This window comes from Paraburkholderia terricola (assembly GCF_900142195.1).
In the GTDB taxonomy this organism is placed as follows: Bacteria; Pseudomonadota; Gammaproteobacteria; order Burkholderiales; family Burkholderiaceae; genus Paraburkholderia; species Paraburkholderia terricola.
The window spans coordinates 142,744-161,037 of record NZ_FRAB01000015.1 but is presented as its reverse complement, the minus strand read 5'-3'; the positions used below and the strand labels follow the sequence as shown (position 1 = coordinate 161,037).

The following is an 18,294-nucleotide window of genomic DNA, read 5'->3' as shown; positions in this document are numbered from 1 at the left end:
TTGCCGATCTCGAGGTAATTCTGCGGGCCGATTGCGAGCAGGAACGGCACCGCCGCGAACGTCTCGGTGTTGTTGATCGTGGTGGGCTTGCCGTACACGCCGAAGCTCGCCGGGAACGGCGGCTTGAAACGCGGCTGGCCTTTCTTGCCTTCCAGCGATTCGAGCAGCGCGGTTTCCTCGCCGCAGATGTAGGCGCCGTAACCGTGGTGCGCATGCAGTTCGAACGAGAAGCCCGAACCCATGATGTTCTCGCCGAGGAACCCGGCGCGGCGCGCTTCTTCTAACGCTTCTTCAAAGCGTTTGTAGACTTCCCAGATTTCGCCGTGAATATAGTTATAGCCGACCGTGATGCCCATCGCGTACGCGCCGATCGCCATGCCTTCGATCAGCGAGTGCGGATTGAAACGCAGGATGTCGCGGTCCTTGAAGGTGCCCGGTTCGCCTTCGTCCGAGTTGCAGACGAGATACTTCTGGCCGGGAAACTGGCGCGGCATGAAGCTCCACTTCAAGCCGGTCGGAAAGCCCGCACCGCCACGGCCGCGCAGACCCGACGCCTTGACGTCGGCGATCACCTGCTCGGGCGGGATCTTTTCTTCCAGAATGCGGCGCAGCTGGGCGTAACCGCCGCGCGCCACATAGTCTTCGAGATGCCAGTTGTCGCCGTTCAGGCCGGCGAGAATCAGCGGTTTGATGTGACGATCGTGTAAAGACGTCATTTCGAAAGTTCCTCGAGCAGCTGGTCGATCTTCTCGCGGCTCATGAAGCTGCACATGCGATGGTTGTTCACCAGCATCACCGGCGCGTCGCCGCACGACCCCATGCACTCACCTTCTTTCAAGGTGAATTTGCCGTCTGCCGTGGTTTCGCCGAAGTCGATGCCGAGCTTCTGCTTCAGATATTCAGCGGCGCTGTCGGAGCCGCCATCCGGGCCGAGCTGGCACGGCAGGTTCGTACAGAGCGTGATCTTGTATTTGCCGACCGGCGAGGTCTCGTACATCGTGTAGAAGGTAGCGACCTCCTGCACGGCGACTGCCGGCATGCCGAGATAGTCCGCGACGAACTGCATGAGTTCGGGCGACAGCCAGCCATGCTCTTCCTGAGCAGTGGCCAACGCCGACATCACGGCGGACTGTTTCTGATCGGCGGGGTACTTCGCGATCGCACGATCGATTTCTTTCAGGCCTTCAGCTGAGATCATTTTCAGACACGACTCTTTCAATTCCTACCGAACGAAAACCTGTCGCTTACGTCATGCTGCGACAGACCCGGCGTTCCTTTGCTTGACGCGCGCTTCGCTGCAACCGGAAGACGCGCACCGATGAATACGTCCTAGCGATCCACTTCGCCGAACACGATGTCCTGCGTGCCGATGATCGTCACGGCGTCGGCGATCATGTGACCGCGCGCCATTTCATCGAGCGCGGACAGATGCGCGTAACCCGGCGCGCGGATTTTCAGGCGGTACGGCTTGTTTGCACCATCCGAGATCAGATAGATGCCGAACTCGCCTTTCGGATGCTCGACGGCGGCGTACGCTTCGCCTTCCGGTACGTGGAAGCCTTCCGTGAAGAGCTTGAAGTGGTGAATCAACTCTTCCATGTTCGACTTCATGCCGACGCGCGACGGCGGCGCAACCTTGTGATTGTCGATCATCACCGGGCCCGGATTCTTACGCAGCCACTCAATGCACTGTTTCACGATCCGCGTGGACTGGCGCATTTCTTCGACGCGAACCAGATACCGGTCATAACAATCGCCATTCACGCCGACCGGAATGTCGAAATCGAGCTTGTCATAAACTTCGTACGGCTGCTTCTTGCGCAAATCCCACTCGATGCCCGAGCCGCGCAGCATCGCGCCGGTCATGCCGAGTTGCAGCGCGCGCTCCGGGCTGACCACGCCGATACCGACGAGGCGCTGCTTCCAGATCCGGTTGTCGGTGAGCAGCGTTTCGTACTCGTCGACGCAATGCGGGAAACGCGTGAAGAAATCGTCGATAAAATCGAGCAGCGAGCCTTGGCGGTTTTCGTTCATCTTCGACAATGCTTTTGCATTGCGAATCTTCGACGCCTTGTATTGCGGCATTGCGTCAGGCAGGTCGCGATACACGCCGCCCGGACGGTAATACGCCGCGTGCATGCGCGCGCCGGACACGGCTTCGTACACGTCCATCAGGTCTTCGCGTTCGCGGAACGCATAGAGAAACACCGCCATCGCGCCGACGTCGAGCGCGTGCGCGCCGATCCACATCAGGTGGTTCAGCACGCGCGTGACCTCGTCGAACATCACGCGGATGTATTGCGCGCGCACCGGCACTTCGACGCCGAGCAGCTTTTCGATCGCCATCACGTAGCCGTGCTCGTTGACCATCATCGACACATAGTCGAGACGGTCCATGTACGGCACTGACTGGATGAACGTTTTGGTTTCGGCGAGCTTTTCGGTCGCGCGATGCAGCAGGCCGATGTGCGGATCGGCGCGCTGGATGACTTCGCCGTCGAGCTCGAGCACGAGACGCAGCACACCGTGCGCTGCCGGATGCTGCGGACCGAAGTTGAGCGTGTAATTCTTGATCTCTGCCATGGCGTTCTCTTAATGTTTCAGACCGCCATAGCGATCCTCACGGATCACGCGCGGCGTGATTTCCCGCGGCTCGATCGTCACAGGCTGATAGACGACGCGCTTCTCTTCCGGGTCGTAACGCATTTCGACGTAGCCGGAGACAGGGAAATCCTTACGGAACGGGTGACCGATGAAACCGTAATCGGTCAGGATGCGGCGCAGGTCCGGATGGCCCTCGAAGACGATGCCGTACAGGTCGAACGCTTCACGCTCGTACCAGTTGGCCGAATTCCAGATTTCGACGACCGAAGGGATGATCGGCACTTCGTCGTCCGGCGCGAACACGCGCAAACGCAGACGCCAGTTGTTCTGCACCGACAACAAATGCAGAACGGCCGCGAAACGCGGACCGTCGTAAGCGCCATCGGCGTAGGTCTGATAGTCGACGCCGCACAGATCGATCAATTGCTCGAAGCCGAGCGAGCGGTCGTCGCGCAGACGCGTTGCCACATTGAGGTAATCGCTCGCCTTTACGACGATCGTCAACTCACCGATTGCCTCGGTGGTGCTCAACAGGAGGCCGCCAAAGGCCGCCTCGAGGTTCGCTTTCAGAGTCTCGAGTTTGCTTGCCATATTGTGGGGAGGCGTTGGCCTTATTGACGGGCGATTGTATTGGTGCGGCGAATCTTGGCTTGCAACTGGATCACGCCGTACACCAGCGCTTCCGCCGTTGGCGGGCAACCCGGCACATAGACGTCGACCGGCACGATCCGGTCGCAGCCGCGCACTACCGAATACGAGTAGTGGTAATAGCCGCCACCGTTCGCGCACGAGCCCATCGAAATCACCCAGCGTGGCTCGGCCATCTGGTCATAGACCTTGCGCAGGGCCGGCGCCATCTTGTTGCACAACGTGCCCGCGACGATCATTACGTCCGACTGACGCGGACTCGGACGAAACACCACGCCGAAACGGTCCAGGTCATAACGGGCGGCGCCCGCATGCATCATTTCGACCGCGCAGCATGCGAGACCGAACGTCATTGGCCACAAGGAGCCGGTGCGCGTCCAGTTGATCAGTTTGTCTGCCGTGGTGGTGACAAACCCTTCCTTCAAGACCCCTTCGATACTCATTTGCTTTCCACTCCAGACGGGGCGGCAAGCCTTGGCCACCCACGCAAACCGGCGATTAATCCATCATTCCCAGTCGAGGCCGCCCTTCTTCCAGATATAGGCGAAGCCCAGCAGGAATTCGAGCAGGAAAATCATCATCGCCATGAAGCCCGGCCAGCCGATGTCGCGCAGGGCCACGCCCCACGGGAACAGAAACGCGGTTTCAAGATCGAAAATGATGAAGAGAATGGCGACGAGGTAATAGCGCACGTCGAACTTCATGCGCGCATCTTCGAATGCCTCGAAGCCGCACTCGTACGGTGCGTTCTTCTCGGTATCGGGCTTGTTGGGACCGAGGATCTTGCCGATACTGACCAGTGCTACGCCTAAACCGGTGCCCACAATGAGGAACAACAAGACGGGGAAATAGGCTGCGAGGTTCAAGACTATCCTCAATCGGTTGGTTCTGAATGCCGTCAGGAGCATAGCACTCCTGACGCGAAATCACTTCTCAAACGCGCACACCGTAAGCCCAATACAAGCTGCGCGCCAGAAGTGAAAATGCCAGCCGAAGCGAAGCAAGCGGCTGGCATTTAGATAACATTTGGTGCCGACGGCGAGACTCGAACTCGCACAGCTTTCGCCACTACCCCCTCAAGATAGCGTGTCTACCAATTTCACCACGTCGGCACTAACTGCAATCCGGGAAAACAACTTATAAAACCCGCGAATCGCTTCAAGACTTGAATTGTAACGTGTCTAAACAGTTTGTTCAACGCACAAAAGCACTTCGAACGAAAAAATTATTTCGGCACTTCCGTGGCCGGAGCGGACGCAGCCGAGGCCGGCAATGTAGCCGAACCAACTGCCGGAGCCGACGCGGCGGACGCCGCGATCGGCGCGGTCACAGCCGCACCCAGCACGCCTGCGGAAGGTTTCGCGCGATACGCACCGAGGTAGGTGAGCGTCAATGTGGTGACAAAAAACACCGCTGCGAGCACCGCGGTTGTACGCGATAAAAAGTTCGCCGAACCGGTCGCGCCGAACAGGCTGCCTGACGCGCCGCTACCAAAAGCAGCGCCCATATCGGCGCCTTTGCCGTGCTGCAGCAAGACGAGGCCGATGACCCCGAGTGCCGACAACAGCTGAACGACGATAATCAATGTTTTCAAATACAGCATCACACTCACCTGAGTCTTTATTTAACCGCGCCACACAAAGTATGCCGCGCGGGATGGGTCATCCTCGCCGAGGCGCCCTGCTTAATCAGCGGTGCTGGTTGCAGCCGCCGCCTTGCAGATCGCCAGGAAATCCTCGTCTTTCAACGACGCGCCGCCGATCAGGCCGCCGTCGATATCCGATTGACGGAACAATTCCTCCGCGTTCTCCGGCTTCACGCTGCCGCCGTACAACAGCGGCACGTCCGCCACCGCCGCGCCCTTGGCCGCGAGACGCGAGCGCAGGAACGCATGAACCGCTTGCGCCTGTTCCGAGGTGGCGCTCTTGCCGGTGCCGATCGCCCAGACCGGCTCGTAGGCGACGACAATACGCGACGCCTCCTGCTCCGACAGTTTCGCCAGCACTTGATCCAACTGCTCGCCGACCACCTGCTCGGTCGCACCGGCTTCGCGCTGTTCCAGCGTTTCACCGACGCAGACGATCGGCGTCAAGCCTGCTTCCAGCGCGCGCTGCGTTTTCACCGCAACGAGTTCGGCGCTTTCCTGATGATAGGCACGGCGCTCCGAGTGCCCGACGATCGCGAGCGTCGCGCCGAAATCCGTCACCATTGTCGCGGCGACTTCGCCGGTATAGGCGCCGTGCGTGAACGCGGAAACGTCCTGCACGCCCCACACGACCCGGCTGCCTTCCAGCAACGATTGAGTCTGCGAAAGATACGGACACGGCACGCAAACGCCAACACGCACGCCAGCCGTCAATTCGCCGGCGCCCTGAGCCACCGCCTGCAACAGCGTTGCGTTGTCGGCAAGGCGCCCGTGCATCTTCCAGTTACCGACTACCAGCTTGGCTCGTTGTTTCGACATCGTCTCGTCCTGGCTTGGCGGCGAACTTTGCTTGCGTCATATTGCGCTTACAGTCCGCCTTCCGGTTTCATGCGGCGTGCGCAAAACGCGCAATTTTACTGCGTGGGGTGGATCGGGTCAAACCGACCGCGTCAAGCGTCCTGACCCCACGTCAGCATGATCTTGCCGACGTGCGTGCTGCTCTCCATCAACGCATGCGCCTCGGCCGCCTGGGCCGCCGGAAACACCCGATGCACCACGGGCTTGATGCGTCCTTCCTCGAGGTGCGGCCACACGCGCTCCTTGAGTTGCGCGGCGATCCGCGCCTTGAATTCGATCGGCCGCGGACGTAGTGTCGACCCGGTCACCGTCAAACGGCGGCGCAGCACCTCGTTCAGATTCAACTCCGCCTTCGCGCCGCCCAGCAATGCGATCAGCACGATGCGCCCGCCGTCGGCCAATGCCGTCAGCTCGCGCGACACGTAACTGCCCGCCACCATGTCGAGAATCACGTCGACGCCGCGGTCGTTCGTGAGCGACTTGATGACCTCGACGAAATCCTCGATCTTGTAGTTGATCGCGCGCTCGGCGCCGAGCGCTTCACACGCGCGGCACTTCTCGTCCGAGCCGGCGGTGGCGAACACGCGAAAACCGAGCGCATGCGCGATCTGGATCGCCGTCACGCCGATGCCGCTCGAGCCGCCCTGCACCAGCAGCGTTTCGTTCGCGCCGCCCTCGCCGTTGCCGAGCTGGGCGCGATCGAAAACATTGCTCCACACGGTGAAAAACGTCTCCGGCAGCGACGCCGCCTCGACATCCGACAAGCCCGCGGGCACCGGCAGACACTGGGGCAACGGAGCCGCGGCATATTCCGCATAGCCGCCGCCCGCGAGCAACGCACACACGCGATCGCCGATTTTCAGACCGAACGGGTTGTTCTTCTCATCGATCACGCCGCCGACGATCTCGCCCGCCACCTCCAGCCCCGGCAGATCCGAGGCGCCCGGCGGCGGCGCATAACCGCCCTTGCGCTGAAACACGTCCGGCCGGTTGATGCCCGAAGCCGCCACCTTGATCAGCACCTCGCCCGCCTTGAGCTGCGGCGTCGGCCGCTCTGCCAGCTTCAGGACTTCCGGCGCACCGAATTCGGTGATTTCGATCGCTTTCATCTGCGTCAACTCCAAGATTGGATTGCGTTGCACACCCGCTGCGTGCCAACTGCCCGCGCTACCGACCAATCGTCCGACCTGCGACGAACCGACCGGAGCAAACAGAGTACCCGCTTATGCCCCTTCGCATACGCTCGCACCAGCGCGCAACGCGATCCACCCTGCACCCTGCATGAAAAACGGCCGGCGCGCATTTCGCGCCGCCGGCCGTCGTCCCGCTACCGCATTACTGCGGTGTCGGCTCGCCTTGCGGCGCACCCGATGCGGGGTCGTTCAGCAACGCCTTGGCCGACAAACGCACGCGGCCCTTTTCGTCCGTCTGGATGACCTTGACCTTCACTTGCTGGCCGTCCTTCAGGTAGTCGTTGATGTCCTTGATACGCTCGTTGGCGATCTCGGAGATGTGCAGCAGACCGTCCTTGCCCGGCAGGATGTTCACGATCGCGCCGAAATCGAGCAGCTTGAGCACAGTGCCTTCGTACACCTGGCCCACTTCGACTTCCAGCGTGATGTTCTCGATACGCTTCTTCGCTTCGGCCATGCCTTCGCTGCTCGTGCTGGCGATGGTGACGACGCCGTCGTCCGAAATGTCGATCGTCGTGCCGGTTTCCTCGGTCAGCGCGCGGATCACCGAACCACCCTTGCCGATCACGTCGCGGATTTTTTCCGGATTGATCTTGATGGTGATCATGCGCGGTGCGAACTCCGACAGTTGCGTGTTCGCGCCCGAGACAGCCGAGGTCATCTTGCCGAGAATGTGCATGCGGCCTTCCTTCGCTTGCGCGAGGGCGACCTGCATGATTTCCTTGGTGATGCCCTGGATCTTGATGTCCATCTGCAGCGCGGTGACGCCTTGCTCGGTACCCGCCACCTTGAAGTCCATGTCACCGAGATGGTCTTCGTCGCCGAGGATGTCGGTCAGCACGGCAAACTTGTTGCCTTCGAGGATCAGACCCATCGCGATGCCCGCGACGTGCGCCTTCATCGGCACGCCGGCGTCCATCAGCGCGAGGCAGCCGCCGCACACCGAAGCCATCGACGAGGAACCGTTCGATTCCGTGATTTCCGACACCACGCGAATCGAGTAGCCGAATTCGTCGGCGCTCGGCAGGCACGCGGCCAGCGCGCGCTTGGCGAGACGGCCGTGACCGATTTCGCGGCGTTTCGGCGAACCGACGCGGCCCGTTTCGCCGGTCGCGAACGGAGGCATGTTGTAGTGAAGCATGAAGCGTTCGCGGTACTCGCCTTCGAGCGCGTCGATGTTCTGCTCGTCGCCCTTCGTGCCGAGCGTCGCGACCACCAGTGCCTGCGTTTCGCCGCGCGTGAACAGGGCCGAACCGTGCGTACGCGGCAGCACGCCGGTACGGATTTCGATCGGGCGCACCGTGCGCGTGTCGCGGCCGTCGATACGCGGCTCGCCGTTCAGGATCTGCGTACGGACGATCTTCGCTTCGATGTCGAACAGCACGTTGCCGACGCTCGCCTTGTCGGCTACCACGATGCCGCTTGCCGAGGCTTCTTCTTCCAGCCGGGCCGACGTCGCCGCGTAGATTTCCTTCAGCTTGGCCGAACGGGCCTGTTTGTCGCGGATCTGATAAGCGGCGAGCAGATCGGCTTGCGCCAGTTCCGTCACGCGTGCGATCAGCGGTTCGTTCTTTGCCGCCGGTTGCCAATCCCATTCCGGCTTGCCGCCTTCACGGACCAGGTCATGAATCGCGTCGATCGCGATCTGCATTTGCTCATGGCCGAACACCACGGCGCCGAGCATCACTTCTTCGGTCAGCTGCTGCGCTTCCGACTCCACCATCAGCACCGCGCGTTCCGTACCGGCGACGATCAGGTCGAGCGCCGATTCCTTCATTTGCGGACGCGTCGGATTCAACACGTATTCGTTGTTGATGTAGGCCACGCGTGCCGCGCCGACCGGGCCGTTGAACGGCAGACCGGAGACGGCGAGCGCCGCCGACGCGCCGATCAGCGCGGGGATGTCGGCGGGAATTTCGGGGTTCAGCGACAGGACGTGGATCACGACCTGGACTTCGTTGTAGAAGCCTTCCGGGAACAGCGGACGCAGCGGGCGGTCGATCAGGCGCGAAATCAGCGTTTCGCCTTCCGACGGACGGCCTTCGCGGCGGAAGAAGCCGCCCGGGATCTTGCCGGCGGCGTAGGTCTTTTCGAGGTAGTCGACGGTCAGCGGGAAGAAGTCCTGGCCCGGCTTGGCGGTCTTGGCACCGACCACGGTGGCCAGCACGACGGTGTCCTCGACATCGACGATCACCGCACCGCTCGCCTGGCGAGCGATTTCGCCCGTCTCGAGGCGAACGTTATGTTGTCCCCACTTAAACTCTTTGACGATCTTATTGAACATAGTCATTGCTTTTCCTCATCGTTACGCCGCGCGGACCAGAAGCGGCGCGGCAACGCCAGGACCGGCGCCGCATGGGAAGAGTAGTGTTATGCCATTCCAGAGAACCACGCCCTACTTCGAGTACGCGCGCGAACCGCTGGAATGACACAAAGCTCCGCCCTGAAGCCCGGCCATGTTTCTCTTTTGCTGCTTTTTTTACTACTTTTTTCCGCTCCCCGCCGCATGAATCAACACGCTGCCGCGGAAAACGGAGGGCGCGCGTCACATGAAGCGCACCGTGCAAAAACAAAATGCCTGCATCAGTGGAACTGACACAGGCATCTTGCTGAACGACCGGCCGATTACTTACGCAGACCCAGCTTTTCGATCAGTGCGCGGTAACGATCCGCGTCCTTACCTTTCAGGTAGTCGAGCAGCTTGCGACGGCGGCTCACCATGCGCAGCAGACCGCGGCGGCTGTGGTGATCTTTCGCGTGTGCCTTGAAGTGAACGGTCAGTTCGTTGATGCGGGTCGTGAGCAGCGCGACCTGAACTTCGGGGGAGCCGGTGTCGTTAGCTGCGCGTGCGAATTGCGCGACGACTTCGGACTTCTTGCTTGTTTCAACTGCGGACATATCGATTTCCTTGAGAACTAGACAGGCGGTCACGGAAGAAAGGCCGTGCCGTGGGTTACCCGTGTGCATTGAAGCCGCTATCACAACGGGACGCGTATTGTAGCACAGCCCCATCAGGCCGCGAACCCCGCTGTGCCGGGCCGGATCATGAACTTTTCGCCGTTGCCGACGAGGGGTTTCACGGACGTTTCATCCTGCAAACGGTCGGCGGCACGGTGCGCTCGGAGGACAACGCGAGCACCGTGCGGAAGCCATAACCGGACCCTTCGTTATCGAAACGCACCCCCGGCTTGCCGGCCTTGTCCATTTCCATCACGTAAAGGGGCTGGATGAGTTGATGGTCGTCCGCGCGCATCCACGATGGATGGAAGCCGTTGTCGAACCTGATCCCTTCGAGCGCGCGAGCGACGGCCGTCGGGTCGGCACTCCCGGCGCGCTTCATGGCGGCGGCCAGGGTTTCGATCATCGACGCCATGCGCAGCACCGGGTAATCGTCCTGCGCCGCCGGGAAACGGGTTCGAAACGCGGCGTACCAGGCGTCCGAGGCCGCGCCGCCAGCGTTCGGATGCCAGTCGGCGACCGCGATCACGTGCCCGACCCCGGCGTCGCCCAGCGCGGCGGGCGCGCCGAGACTATTGCCGTAGAACGTGTAGAACTTCGTATCGAGCCCCTGCTCCCTCGCCGCCTTGACGAGCAGCGTGAGATCGTTGCCCCAATTGCCCGTGACGACCGCGTCCGCCCCGCTCGCGCGGATCTTGGCGATGTACGGCGCGAAGTCCTTCACGCGTCCGATCGGATGGAATTCGTCGCCGACCACCGCGATGTCCGGACGCTTCACCGCCAGCGTCGAACGCGCGAGGCTGCTCACGTCGTGACCGAAGCTGTAATCCTGGTTCAGCAGATAAACCTTCTTCACCGCCTTGTCGCGCTGGATCACGTCGGCCAGCGCGTCCATGCGCATGCCCGCATGCGCGTCGAAGCGAAAGTGCCAGAAACTGCAATTGGCGTTGGTCAACGCGGGGTCGTCGGCGGAATAATTGAGGAACAGTTCGCGGTTGCCCGGCTCGCGGCTGTTGTGCTTGTCGATCGCGCCGATCAGCGCGGCGGCGACAGCCGAACTGTTGCCTTGCATGACGTAGCCGATGCGGCGGTCGGCGGCCGCGCGCAGTTGCGTGAGCGCCTCTTCGGCGCTGCCCTTGCTGTCGAACACCACCAGTTCGAACGGATGCGCGCCGTCGGCGAGCGTCACGCCGCCACGCGCGTTCACCTGTTCGACGCCGTATCGCAGGTTGCGCTCCACCGCGGCGCCCGCGTTCGCGAACGGGCCGGACATGCCTTCGATCAGCGCCAACTGGATCGGCGCCCCCGTGGCCTTGCTCGCCGGGTTGCCCACCGGCTTGCCTGCCGGATTGACCGCGGTTTCGCCCGCTGCATAAGCCGCGGCAGCCACCATCATCGCCGCCAGCGTTGCTGCCGCCCGTTGCCACTTCGCCATCGTGATTGCCCCGCTCGAAAACGTCGAAGCGCGGATCATAGGGCGGGCAAGATGGAATAAGCAAGCCGGCGAATCCGTTATCGTGCCTACCCGCCGGCGGCGAATGACGTGCCGGTCTTTCGCCGCGGCGCGTGTCAAAATAATGCGTCTCGATGATAAAAACCGCCACTAACACGCCATCGGAGGAATCCATGTTCAACCGCCACCACTTCACGGCGGACTCGATCGGAGCGACGGCCGCCGCACGCGTGCGCCGCGCGGCGCTCGTCTGCCTGAGCGCGCTGGCGCTCGCGGGCTGCGCGCAGCCGTGGCAGCAATTTCAGCAAGGAGCGGACGCATCGACCATCGTCGCCCGTCTCGGTCCGCCGCGCGAGAGCTACGACTTGCCGAACGGCGGCAAACGGCTCATGTGGCCCACGCAGCCGATGGGCGAAACCACCACCGCCGCCGACATCGACGCCACGGGCAAGATCGTCAGCGTGCGCCAGGTGCTGCAGCCCAACGAGTTCTATCGCGCGGAAATCGGCAAGTGGACCAAGAGCGACGTGCTGGTGAACTTCGGCCGCCCGGTCGAAACCGCCTACTTCCCGCTCATGAAGCGCGAGGTCTGGACCTACCGCTATCTGGAAGACAATGTCTGGTACATGATGTACAGCTTTTATTTCGACGACCAGGGCATCGTGCGGCTCACGCAGAAAACGCCGGATCCGTTGCACGATCCTAATCGCCGCAATCTTTTTTGAACCTGCGTTTCAAGCCACTTTGACGCGCTGCGCATCTTTGTGCGAATGCCGCCTCCCCAGGCGGCATTTTTTTATTCGCCGCGCATCGCAACGAATTTTTTTCGCGCACAGAGGATTATTTTTTTGATAGAAAGGCTTTCGTAAGCATTGAATCGGTGGCAGTCCAGTCCCGGCATTGCCCGGGCGCAACCGCGGACTCGCCCTCGAATCGATGCGCCCCACTTACGGAGCCGCTAACCGATGAACCGTCCCAAACGCCTGCTGGTCGCCAACGTCGCATGGGCGCATGAAACCGCCGCGCGCAACCCTCAGTTTTTCCGTGATCTGGTGCAAGGCCAGAATCCGCACGTGCTGTGGATCGGCTGCTCGGACAGCCGCGTGCCCGCCGAAACCATCACCCACTGCGAACCGGGCGACCTGTTCGTCCACCGCAACATCGCCAATCTCTTCGATCCCGACGACGACAACTCCGGAAGCGTCCTCGAATACGCCGTGCGCGTCCTCAAGGTCGGCCACGTGATCGTCTGCGGACACTACGGATGCGGCGGCGTGCGCGCCTCGCTGCTGCCGCCGGAGCCGAGCCTGCCGCATGTGAACCGGCGCATCGCGCCGCTGTGCGCGCTCGCGAGGACGCATCGCGAGGAACTGGATGCGCACCCCAGCGAGCGCGAGCGTGTCGACCGCCTCGCGGAACTGAACGTGCTCGAACAGGTACGCCAGTTGCGCGCGAGCCCGATCGTGCAGCAAGCCGACCCCGCGCCGCTCGTGCACGGCTGGATCTTCGCGCTGGAGGACGGCCGCATCAAGGTGCTCACATCCGGCTACGAAGCCGACGATGCGATGACCTGCACGACAGCCGCGCATAGCGCCGCGTAATCCGCGGAGTTCACCGCCTTTTCCGCACCGGTGCCGCCCCCGATCCAAGGGGCGCGCCGGGCTCTACCCCATTACCGCACGGACACCATGAACCTTCGAGCTTTCTTCTCTACGTTTCAGCGCGACCTGCTCGCGGGCATCGTCGTATTTTTCGTGGCGCTGCCGCTGTGCCTCGGCATCGCCAATGCGTCGGGCGTCGAGCCGTTCGCCGGGCTCGTATCGGGCATCGTCGGCGGGCTGGTGGTCGCCGTACTGAGCGGCTCGCGCCTGAGCGTGAGCGGACCGGCTGCGGGCCTCGTCGTGATCGTCGTCGACGGCATCGCGCAGCTCGGCAGCTTCCCCGCTTTCCTCGCCGCGGTGCTGCTCTCCGGCATGATCCAGTTCGGCTTCGGCATGCTCAAGGCCGGCCGGTTTGCCGCGTATGTGCCGTCGCCGGTCATCAAGGGCATGCTCGCGGCGATCGGCATATTGCTGATCATCAAGCAGTTTCCGCTTGCGCTCGGCCTCTTCGGCACCTCCGCTGCTGCCGGCTCCCCAGCGGCGGCAGCGGTGGCCCCCGGCACGATGATGACGCCGTTCGGCACGATCTCGCTCGCGGCGTGCTTCATCACGTTGCTGTCGCTGGCGATTCTGGTCGGCTGGGAAACGCGTGCAATGCGCCGCTTCGCCGTGGTGCGCCTCGTGCCCGCGCCGCTCGCGGTGGTGCTGCTCGGCATCGGCGCGACCTTGCTGCTCGGCCTGCTGGCGCCGTCGCTCGCGCCGCCCGCCGAACATCGCGTCGCGCTGCCGCCGCTGGAATCGTTCGCCGCATTGCAGGTCGCGCTCGAATGGGCGGACTTCGGCCCGCATTTCGCGCAACTCGTCAATCCCGATGTTTGGCGTGTCGCCATCACGTTGGCGATCGTCGCGAGTCTCGAAACCCTGTTGAGCCTCGAAGCCGTCGAACAGATCGATCCCGAGCGACAGCCGGCCGCGCCGGATCGCGAACTGAAGGCGCAAGGCGTGGGCAATCTGATCGCCGGCGCAATCGGCGGCTTGCCGATCACCGCGGTGATCGTGCGCAGTTCGGCCAACGTGTATGCGGGTGCGCAAAGCCGGCTTTCGGCGATCATCCACGGCGTGTTGCTGCTCGTCAGCGTGTTTGCGCTCACCAGCGTCATCAACCTGATTCCGCTGGCCTGCCTCGCGGCGATCCTGATCTTCACGGGACTGAAGCTCGCCAAGCCGTCGCTGTTCGTCGCCATCGCGAAGCAAGGCTTTGCGCCGTTCGTGCCGTTCATCGTGACGCTGGCCGGCGTGCTCATGACCGATCTGCTGATCGGTATCGTGCTCGGCGTGCTGTGCAGCGTGCTGCTCGCGCTGTACGCGAACCTGCGCAGCCCGATCGTGCTCGCGCAGCACGGCGATCACTATTTGCTGACCTTCCGCAAGGACGTGTCGTTTCTCGCCAAGGTGCCGCTCAAGCACTATCTGCAGCAGATTCCCGATGGCGCGACCCTGATCGTCGACGCGACGCGCGCTGACTTCGTCGATCACGATGTGCGCGAGTTGCTCGACACGTTCGCTGAAGAAGCGCCGCCGCGCGGAATCGCCGTGGAAGTGCGGCATCAGGTGCGGACGCAGGCACGCGCGGCGCGCGGGTGGTCGATGCGGCGAGCAGCGACGGAGTAACGCGCGCGACGTCCGCCTTCAAGTGAAAAAGCCCCGCGCCTGTTTGACGGCGCGGGGCTTTGACTAATACGGATCGGAAACCACGCGATCCACACGCGGCCCTCAGATCACTCCGAGCGTTGCGGATTCAGTTTATCCACGTTCGAATACAGTTTGTTGAGTGCCGAGATATACGCCTTCGCGGAAGCCGCGACGATATCCGGATCCGTACCCACGCCGTTGACGATGCGTCCGCTCTTCGACAGGCGCACGGTCACTTCGCCTTGCGCCTGCGTGCCGGTGGTGATCGCGTTCACCGAGTACAGCAGCAACTCGGAACCGCTGCCCACTTCCGTTTCGATCGCATTGAGCGTGGCGTCCACCGGACCGTTGCCGCGCGCCTCGCCGGTGACTTCCTTGCCTTCCACCGAAAAGACGATCTTCGCGTGCGGCTGCTCACCAGTTTCCGAATGCTGCGACAGCGACAGGAACTTGTAGTGCTCCTTTTCCTGTGCTTCGGCGGACTCTTCGGTCACGATCGCGATGATGTCCTCGTCGAAGATTTCCGACTTGCGGTCGGCCAGTTCCTTGAAACGCGCGAACGCCGTGTTCAATTCGCCTTCGCTGTCGAGCGCGATGCCCAGTTCCTGCAAGCGCTGCTTGAACGCATTGCGGCCCGACAGCTTGCCGAGCACGATCTTGTTCGCGCTCCAGCCCACGTCTTCGGCACGCATGATTTCGTACGTGTCGCGCGCCTTCAGCACGCCGTCCTGATGGATGCCCGAAGCATGCGCGAACGCATTCGCTCCGACCACGGCCTTGTTCGGCTGCACGACGAAACCCGTGATCTGCGACACCAGCTTCGAGGCCGGCACGATCTGCGTCGTATCGAGACCGAGTTCGAGGCCGAAATAATCCTTGCGCGTTTTCACCGCCATCACGATTTCCTCGAGCGACGTGTTGCCCGCGCGCTCGCCGAGACCGTTGATCGTGCATTCCACCTGACGCGCGCCGCCGATCTTCACGCCGGCCAGCGAGTTCGCCACCGCCATGCCGAGGTCGTTATGGCAATGCACCGAGAACACAGCCTTATGCGAGTTCGGAATGCGTTCGCGCAGCGTCTTGACGAGCTGGCCGTACAGTTCCGGCACGCCATAGCCGACCGTATCCGCGATGTTGATGGTGGTTGCGCCTTCGGCGATCACCGCTTCTAGCACCCGGCACAGGAAGTCCATGTCGGAGCGGCTGCCGTCTTCCGGCGAGAACTCGACGTCGTCCGTGAACTTGCGGCCGAAACGCACCGCCAGCTTCGCCTGTTCGAACACCTGGTCCGGCGTCATGCGCAGCTTCTTTTCCATGTGCAGCGGCGACGTTGCGATGAACGTGTGGATGCGGAAACGATCGGCGGGCTTGAGCGCGTCGGCGGCGCGCTGAATGTCCTTGTCGTTCGCCCGTGCGAGCGAACAGATCGTGCTGTCCTTGATGAGGCCGGCGATCGTGTGGATCGAATCGAAGTCGCCGTTCGAACTGGCCGCGAAGCCCGCTTCGATCACGTCCACTTTCATCCGTTCCAGTTGCTTCGCGATCCGGATTTTTTCTTCCTTCGTCATCGACGCGCCGGGCGATTGTTCGCCGTCGCGCAAGGTCGTGTCGAATATGATCAGTTTGTCGGACATCTCTGGGCTCCTCGGGAGTCGTTCAATTGTGGGAATGGAAGAGTGGAATCTGGCGTTTGCGCCACCGCTGGCGACGCTTGTATCGCGGACGAGGCGGACGGAAGGCGAAAAACGATCAGCGTGAAAAACGCGCCGGCTTTAGCGCGCCTCGCCGGGGGTCGCCGCCGTTCAGTGCGGTTGGCATTGCAGGACTCGCGTTTCGATCGAGCGGGGAGCGTGAACGCATCATCCAACGACTATAGCGGCATTCCAACCACCGTGCAATTGGCGTCATACCCGCGTCCAGACGGCGCTGGAGGCGGACTCGGAGGCAGGCTCGAACCAACGAAAACGGCGGCTCGAAGGCCGCCGTTGTTTCATCTGCCGATCAGCTTGCCGACACGCGCAAGACCGCGCGCGCCGACCTGACCTCACCTAATCCCCCGTTACCGAGCGGGCGGGATTCCCTCTGCCGCGCAGCGCCTGATAGCCCCAAAACACATAGCCCGACAGACCGTACAGCACGAACAGGCCGAACAGCATCAGCGGCGGGTCGGACGACACCAGCACGAACGCGACCACCACCAGCAGGATCACGCCGAACGGCACGCGATGCCGCACGTCGAGCGCCTTGCCGCTGTAGAACGGCGCGTTCGACACCATCGTCACGCCGGCATAAATGGTGAGCACGAACGCCACCCACGGCAGCCACACGAGCTTGAGCGGCACGCGGTTATCGGTGGCGAGCCACACGAAACCGGCGATCAGCGCGGCGGCCGCCGGGCTCGGCATGCCCTGGAAGAAACGCTTGTCGACCACGCCGATGTTCGTGTTGAAGCGCGCGAGACGCAGCGCCGCGCCCGCGCAATAAACGAACGCCGCGAGCCAGCCCCAGCGGCCCAGATCCTTCAGCACCCACTCGTACATCACGAGCGCGGGCGCGACACCGAACGACACCATGTCCGACAGGCTGTCGAACTGCTCGCCAAAGGCGCTTTGCGTATGCGTCATGCGGGCAACGCGCCCGTCCATGCCGTCGAGCACCATCGCCACGAAGATCGCGATGGCCGCGACTTCGAAGCGCACGTTCATTGCCTGCACCACGGCAAAGAAACCGCAGAAAAGCGCCGCCGTGGTAAACGCGTTCGGCAGCAGATAAATGCCGCGCTTTCTCAGGAACTGCTGACGCTGCGCGCGCCGGCTTTCGACCACCGGCGACTCCGCCACGATCGGCTTGTTGCGGCGAAACGGGCGCGGCAGCGGTCCACTGCTGCGCGGGCGACGCGGTTTGAATGCGGCCATTCGGAAACCTCCTGGGTGCCGCTTAGAGTTCAGCGAGAATCGTGGACGACGCCGAAACCTTCTCGCCGATCGACACTCGCGGGCGGCTGCCGACCGGCAGATACACGTCGACACGCGAGCCGAAACGGATGAACCCGTACCGTTGACCACGCGTGAGCGGCTCACCCGCCCGTACGTAGCAAAGAATGCGCCGCGCGATCAACCCGGCGATCTGCACCGATGTAACCGTCTGGCCGCCGGCCATTTCGATCACCACCGCGTTGCGCTCGTTTTCGACCGACGCCTTATCTACCGCGGCATTCAGATACGCGCCGGGGAAATATTCGACCTTGGAGATCGCGCCGTCCACCGGCGAGCGTTGCGAGTGAACGTTGAAAACGTTCATGAACACGCTGATCTTCAGCGCTTCGCGGTTCGCATAGGGATCGTGCGCGGTTTCCACCGCGACGATGCGGCCGTCCGCCGGGCACAGCACGGCATTCGCCTGGGTGGGGATCGGACGCGCCGGATCGCGGAAGAACTGCACGACGAAGATCAGAATCAGCCAGAAGAGCCACGCAATGCCGAACCCCGCGAACGCGTGAACCAGTAAGGCGACAACGGCCGCGATGGCGATGAACGGCCAGCCTTCTCGCGCGATGATCGGATGAGGGTAATTCATGGATGGCTTCTGTGTTTTTGTAAAACCGTAGGATAGCAAAAGCCGTCCAGGGTTCAGCACCCTTGG

General features: G+C 62.5%; 17 protein-coding genes, 1 tRNA gene and 1 pseudogene. 3 read left to right on the top strand and 16 right to left on the bottom strand.

Translation table 11 applies throughout. The features are described 5' to 3' along the window. From BUE39_RS15720 to BUE39_RS15660, 13 genes and pseudogenes are all read right to left on the bottom strand, one after another. Nucleotides 1–716: pseudogene (locus tag BUE39_RS15720) on the bottom strand (NADH-quinone oxidoreductase subunit F); the annotation flags it as partial. After that, nucleotides 713–1,198 (bottom strand): NADH-quinone oxidoreductase subunit NuoE, encoded by a 486-nt coding sequence (gene nuoE / locus BUE39_RS15715; RefSeq protein WP_013587776.1) that lies wholly within the window; start codon nucleotides 1,196–1,198, stop codon nucleotides 713–715. The gene nuoE and the pseudogene BUE39_RS15720, both read right to left, overlap by 4 nt. A gap of 131 nt (nucleotides 1,199–1,329) precedes the next feature. Then, nucleotides 1,330–2,583 carry an NADH-quinone oxidoreductase subunit D gene (locus BUE39_RS15710; RefSeq protein WP_073429577.1) on the bottom strand — a complete coding sequence of 418 codons (1,254 nt, stop codon included), beginning with the start codon at nucleotides 2,581–2,583 and terminating at the stop codon, nucleotides 1,330–1,332. A 9-nt stretch (nucleotides 2,584–2,592) separates the two neighbouring features. Next, nucleotides 2,593–3,195: an NADH-quinone oxidoreductase subunit C gene (locus BUE39_RS15705; protein ID WP_073429576.1), complete on the bottom strand. Its 603-nt coding sequence runs from the start codon at nucleotides 3,193–3,195 to the stop codon at nucleotides 2,593–2,595. 20 nt (nucleotides 3,196–3,215) lie between these two features. Beyond that, on the bottom strand, nucleotides 3,216–3,695 hold the full coding sequence (locus tag BUE39_RS15700; RefSeq protein WP_006052903.1) for a NuoB/complex I 20 kDa subunit family protein: 480 nt from the start codon (nucleotides 3,693–3,695) through the stop codon (nucleotides 3,216–3,218). Between the two features lie 63 nt (nucleotides 3,696–3,758). After that, a complete protein-coding gene (locus tag BUE39_RS15695) occupies nucleotides 3,759–4,118 on the bottom strand; it encodes an NADH-quinone oxidoreductase subunit A (protein ID WP_007175615.1) in 360 nt (119 codons plus the stop codon). A 161-nt stretch (nucleotides 4,119–4,279) separates the two neighbouring features. After that, nucleotides 4,280–4,364: transfer RNA gene (locus BUE39_RS15690), tRNA-Leu, on the bottom strand. Nucleotides 4,365–4,477: 113 nt separating this feature from the next. After that, complete coding sequence (secG, locus tag BUE39_RS15685) at nucleotides 4,478–4,855, bottom strand: preprotein translocase subunit SecG (RefSeq protein ID WP_073429575.1); 378 nt, start codon at nucleotides 4,853–4,855, stop codon at nucleotides 4,478–4,480. Nucleotides 4,856–4,936: 81 nt separating this feature from the next. Beyond that, nucleotides 4,937–5,716, bottom strand: coding sequence for a triose-phosphate isomerase (gene tpiA, locus BUE39_RS15680; protein ID WP_073429574.1), 780 nt, complete (start codon nucleotides 5,714–5,716; stop codon nucleotides 4,937–4,939). A 131-nt stretch (nucleotides 5,717–5,847) separates the two neighbouring features. Then, entirely contained in the window at nucleotides 5,848–6,864 is a 1,017-nt protein-coding gene (locus BUE39_RS15675) for an NAD(P)H-quinone oxidoreductase (protein ID WP_073429573.1), read from the bottom strand. Between the two features lie 226 nt (nucleotides 6,865–7,090). Continuing rightward, a complete protein-coding gene (gene pnp, locus BUE39_RS15670; RefSeq protein ID WP_176035767.1) occupies nucleotides 7,091–9,238 on the bottom strand; it encodes a polyribonucleotide nucleotidyltransferase in 2,148 nt (715 codons plus the stop codon). 335 nt (nucleotides 9,239–9,573) lie between these two features. Then, nucleotides 9,574–9,846: a 30S ribosomal protein S15 gene (rpsO, locus tag BUE39_RS15665; RefSeq protein WP_073429571.1), complete on the bottom strand. Its 273-nt coding sequence runs from the start codon at nucleotides 9,844–9,846 to the stop codon at nucleotides 9,574–9,576. A gap of 178 nt (nucleotides 9,847–10,024) precedes the next feature. Beyond that, a complete protein-coding gene (locus BUE39_RS15660) occupies nucleotides 10,025–11,380 on the bottom strand; it encodes a branched-chain amino acid ABC transporter substrate-binding protein (protein WP_235004884.1) in 1,356 nt (451 codons plus the stop codon). Between the two features lie 152 nt (nucleotides 11,381–11,532). On the opposite strand from BUE39_RS15660, the gene BUE39_RS15655 reads away from it, so the two are divergent. The 3 genes from BUE39_RS15655 (at nucleotide 11,533) to BUE39_RS15645 (ending at nucleotide 14,631) form a co-directional block, all read left to right on the top strand. Next, complete coding sequence (locus tag BUE39_RS15655; protein ID WP_073429570.1) at nucleotides 11,533–12,084, top strand: hypothetical protein; 552 nt, start codon at nucleotides 11,533–11,535, stop codon at nucleotides 12,082–12,084. Between the two features lie 240 nt (nucleotides 12,085–12,324). After that, nucleotides 12,325–12,960 carry a carbonic anhydrase gene (locus BUE39_RS15650; RefSeq protein WP_073429569.1) on the top strand — a complete coding sequence of 212 codons (636 nt, stop codon included), beginning with the start codon at nucleotides 12,325–12,327 and terminating at the stop codon, nucleotides 12,958–12,960. A gap of 87 nt (nucleotides 12,961–13,047) precedes the next feature. Next, a complete protein-coding gene (locus tag BUE39_RS15645) occupies nucleotides 13,048–14,631 on the top strand; it encodes a SulP family inorganic anion transporter (RefSeq protein ID WP_073429568.1) in 1,584 nt (527 codons plus the stop codon). A 107-nt stretch (nucleotides 14,632–14,738) separates the two neighbouring features. Here the strand turns inward: BUE39_RS15645 and BUE39_RS15640 are convergent, their stop codons facing one another. The 3 genes from BUE39_RS15640 to BUE39_RS15630 form a co-directional block, all read right to left on the bottom strand. Beyond that, nucleotides 14,739–16,286, bottom strand: coding sequence for a 2-isopropylmalate synthase (locus BUE39_RS15640; protein WP_073429567.1), 1,548 nt, complete (start codon nucleotides 16,284–16,286; stop codon nucleotides 14,739–14,741). Between the two features lie 414 nt (nucleotides 16,287–16,700). Further along, entirely contained in the window at nucleotides 16,701–17,567 is an 867-nt protein-coding gene (pssA, locus tag BUE39_RS15635) for a CDP-diacylglycerol--serine O-phosphatidyltransferase (RefSeq protein WP_073429566.1), read from the bottom strand. A 22-nt stretch (nucleotides 17,568–17,589) separates the two neighbouring features. Continuing rightward, nucleotides 17,590–18,228, bottom strand: coding sequence for a phosphatidylserine decarboxylase (locus tag BUE39_RS15630; RefSeq protein ID WP_073429565.1), 639 nt, complete (start codon nucleotides 18,226–18,228; stop codon nucleotides 17,590–17,592). Between the last annotated feature and the right edge of the window lie 66 nt (nucleotides 18,229–18,294).

What these genes read in the sequence shown, in the direction of transcription:
- pnp (WP_176035767.1), bottom strand. Translation starts at nt 9,238, where the DNA reads ATGACTATGTTCAATAAGATCGTCAAAGAGTTTAAGTGGGGACAACAT.
- BUE39_RS15660 (WP_235004884.1), bottom strand. Translation starts at nt 11,380, where the DNA reads ATGATCCGCGCTTCGACGTTTTCGAGCGGGGCAATCACGATGGCGAAG.
- BUE39_RS15640 (WP_073429567.1), bottom strand. Translation starts at nt 16,286, where the DNA reads ATGTCCGACAAACTGATCATATTCGACACGACCTTGCGCGACGGCGAA.
- rpsO (WP_073429571.1), bottom strand. Translation starts at nt 9,846, where the DNA reads ATGTCCGCAGTTGAAACAAGCAAGAAGTCCGAAGTCGTCGCGCAATTC.
- BUE39_RS15710 (WP_073429577.1), bottom strand. Translation starts at nt 2,583, where the DNA reads ATGGCAGAGATCAAGAATTACACGCTCAACTTCGGTCCGCAGCATCCG.
- BUE39_RS15630 (WP_073429565.1), bottom strand. Translation starts at nt 18,228, where the DNA reads ATGAATTACCCTCATCCGATCATCGCGCGAGAAGGCTGGCCGTTCATC.
- BUE39_RS15650 (WP_073429569.1), top strand. Translation starts at nt 12,325, where the DNA reads ATGAACCGTCCCAAACGCCTGCTGGTCGCCAACGTCGCATGGGCGCAT.
- BUE39_RS15700 (WP_006052903.1), bottom strand. Translation starts at nt 3,695, where the DNA reads ATGAGTATCGAAGGGGTCTTGAAGGAAGGGTTTGTCACCACCACGGCA.
- tpiA (WP_073429574.1), bottom strand. Translation starts at nt 5,716, where the DNA reads ATGTCGAAACAACGAGCCAAGCTGGTAGTCGGTAACTGGAAGATGCAC.
- BUE39_RS15655 (WP_073429570.1), top strand. Translation starts at nt 11,533, where the DNA reads ATGTTCAACCGCCACCACTTCACGGCGGACTCGATCGGAGCGACGGCC.
- pssA (WP_073429566.1), bottom strand. Translation starts at nt 17,567, where the DNA reads ATGGCCGCATTCAAACCGCGTCGCCCGCGCAGCAGTGGACCGCTGCCG.
- BUE39_RS15645 (WP_073429568.1), top strand. Translation starts at nt 13,048, where the DNA reads ATGAACCTTCGAGCTTTCTTCTCTACGTTTCAGCGCGACCTGCTCGCG.
- BUE39_RS15675 (WP_073429573.1), bottom strand. Translation starts at nt 6,864, where the DNA reads ATGAAAGCGATCGAAATCACCGAATTCGGTGCGCCGGAAGTCCTGAAG.
- nuoE (WP_013587776.1), bottom strand. Translation starts at nt 1,198, where the DNA reads ATGATCTCAGCTGAAGGCCTGAAAGAAATCGATCGTGCGATCGCGAAG.
- secG (WP_073429575.1), bottom strand. Translation starts at nt 4,855, where the DNA reads ATGCTGTATTTGAAAACATTGATTATCGTCGTTCAGCTGTTGTCGGCA.
- BUE39_RS15705 (WP_073429576.1), bottom strand. Translation starts at nt 3,195, where the DNA reads ATGGCAAGCAAACTCGAGACTCTGAAAGCGAACCTCGAGGCGGCCTTT.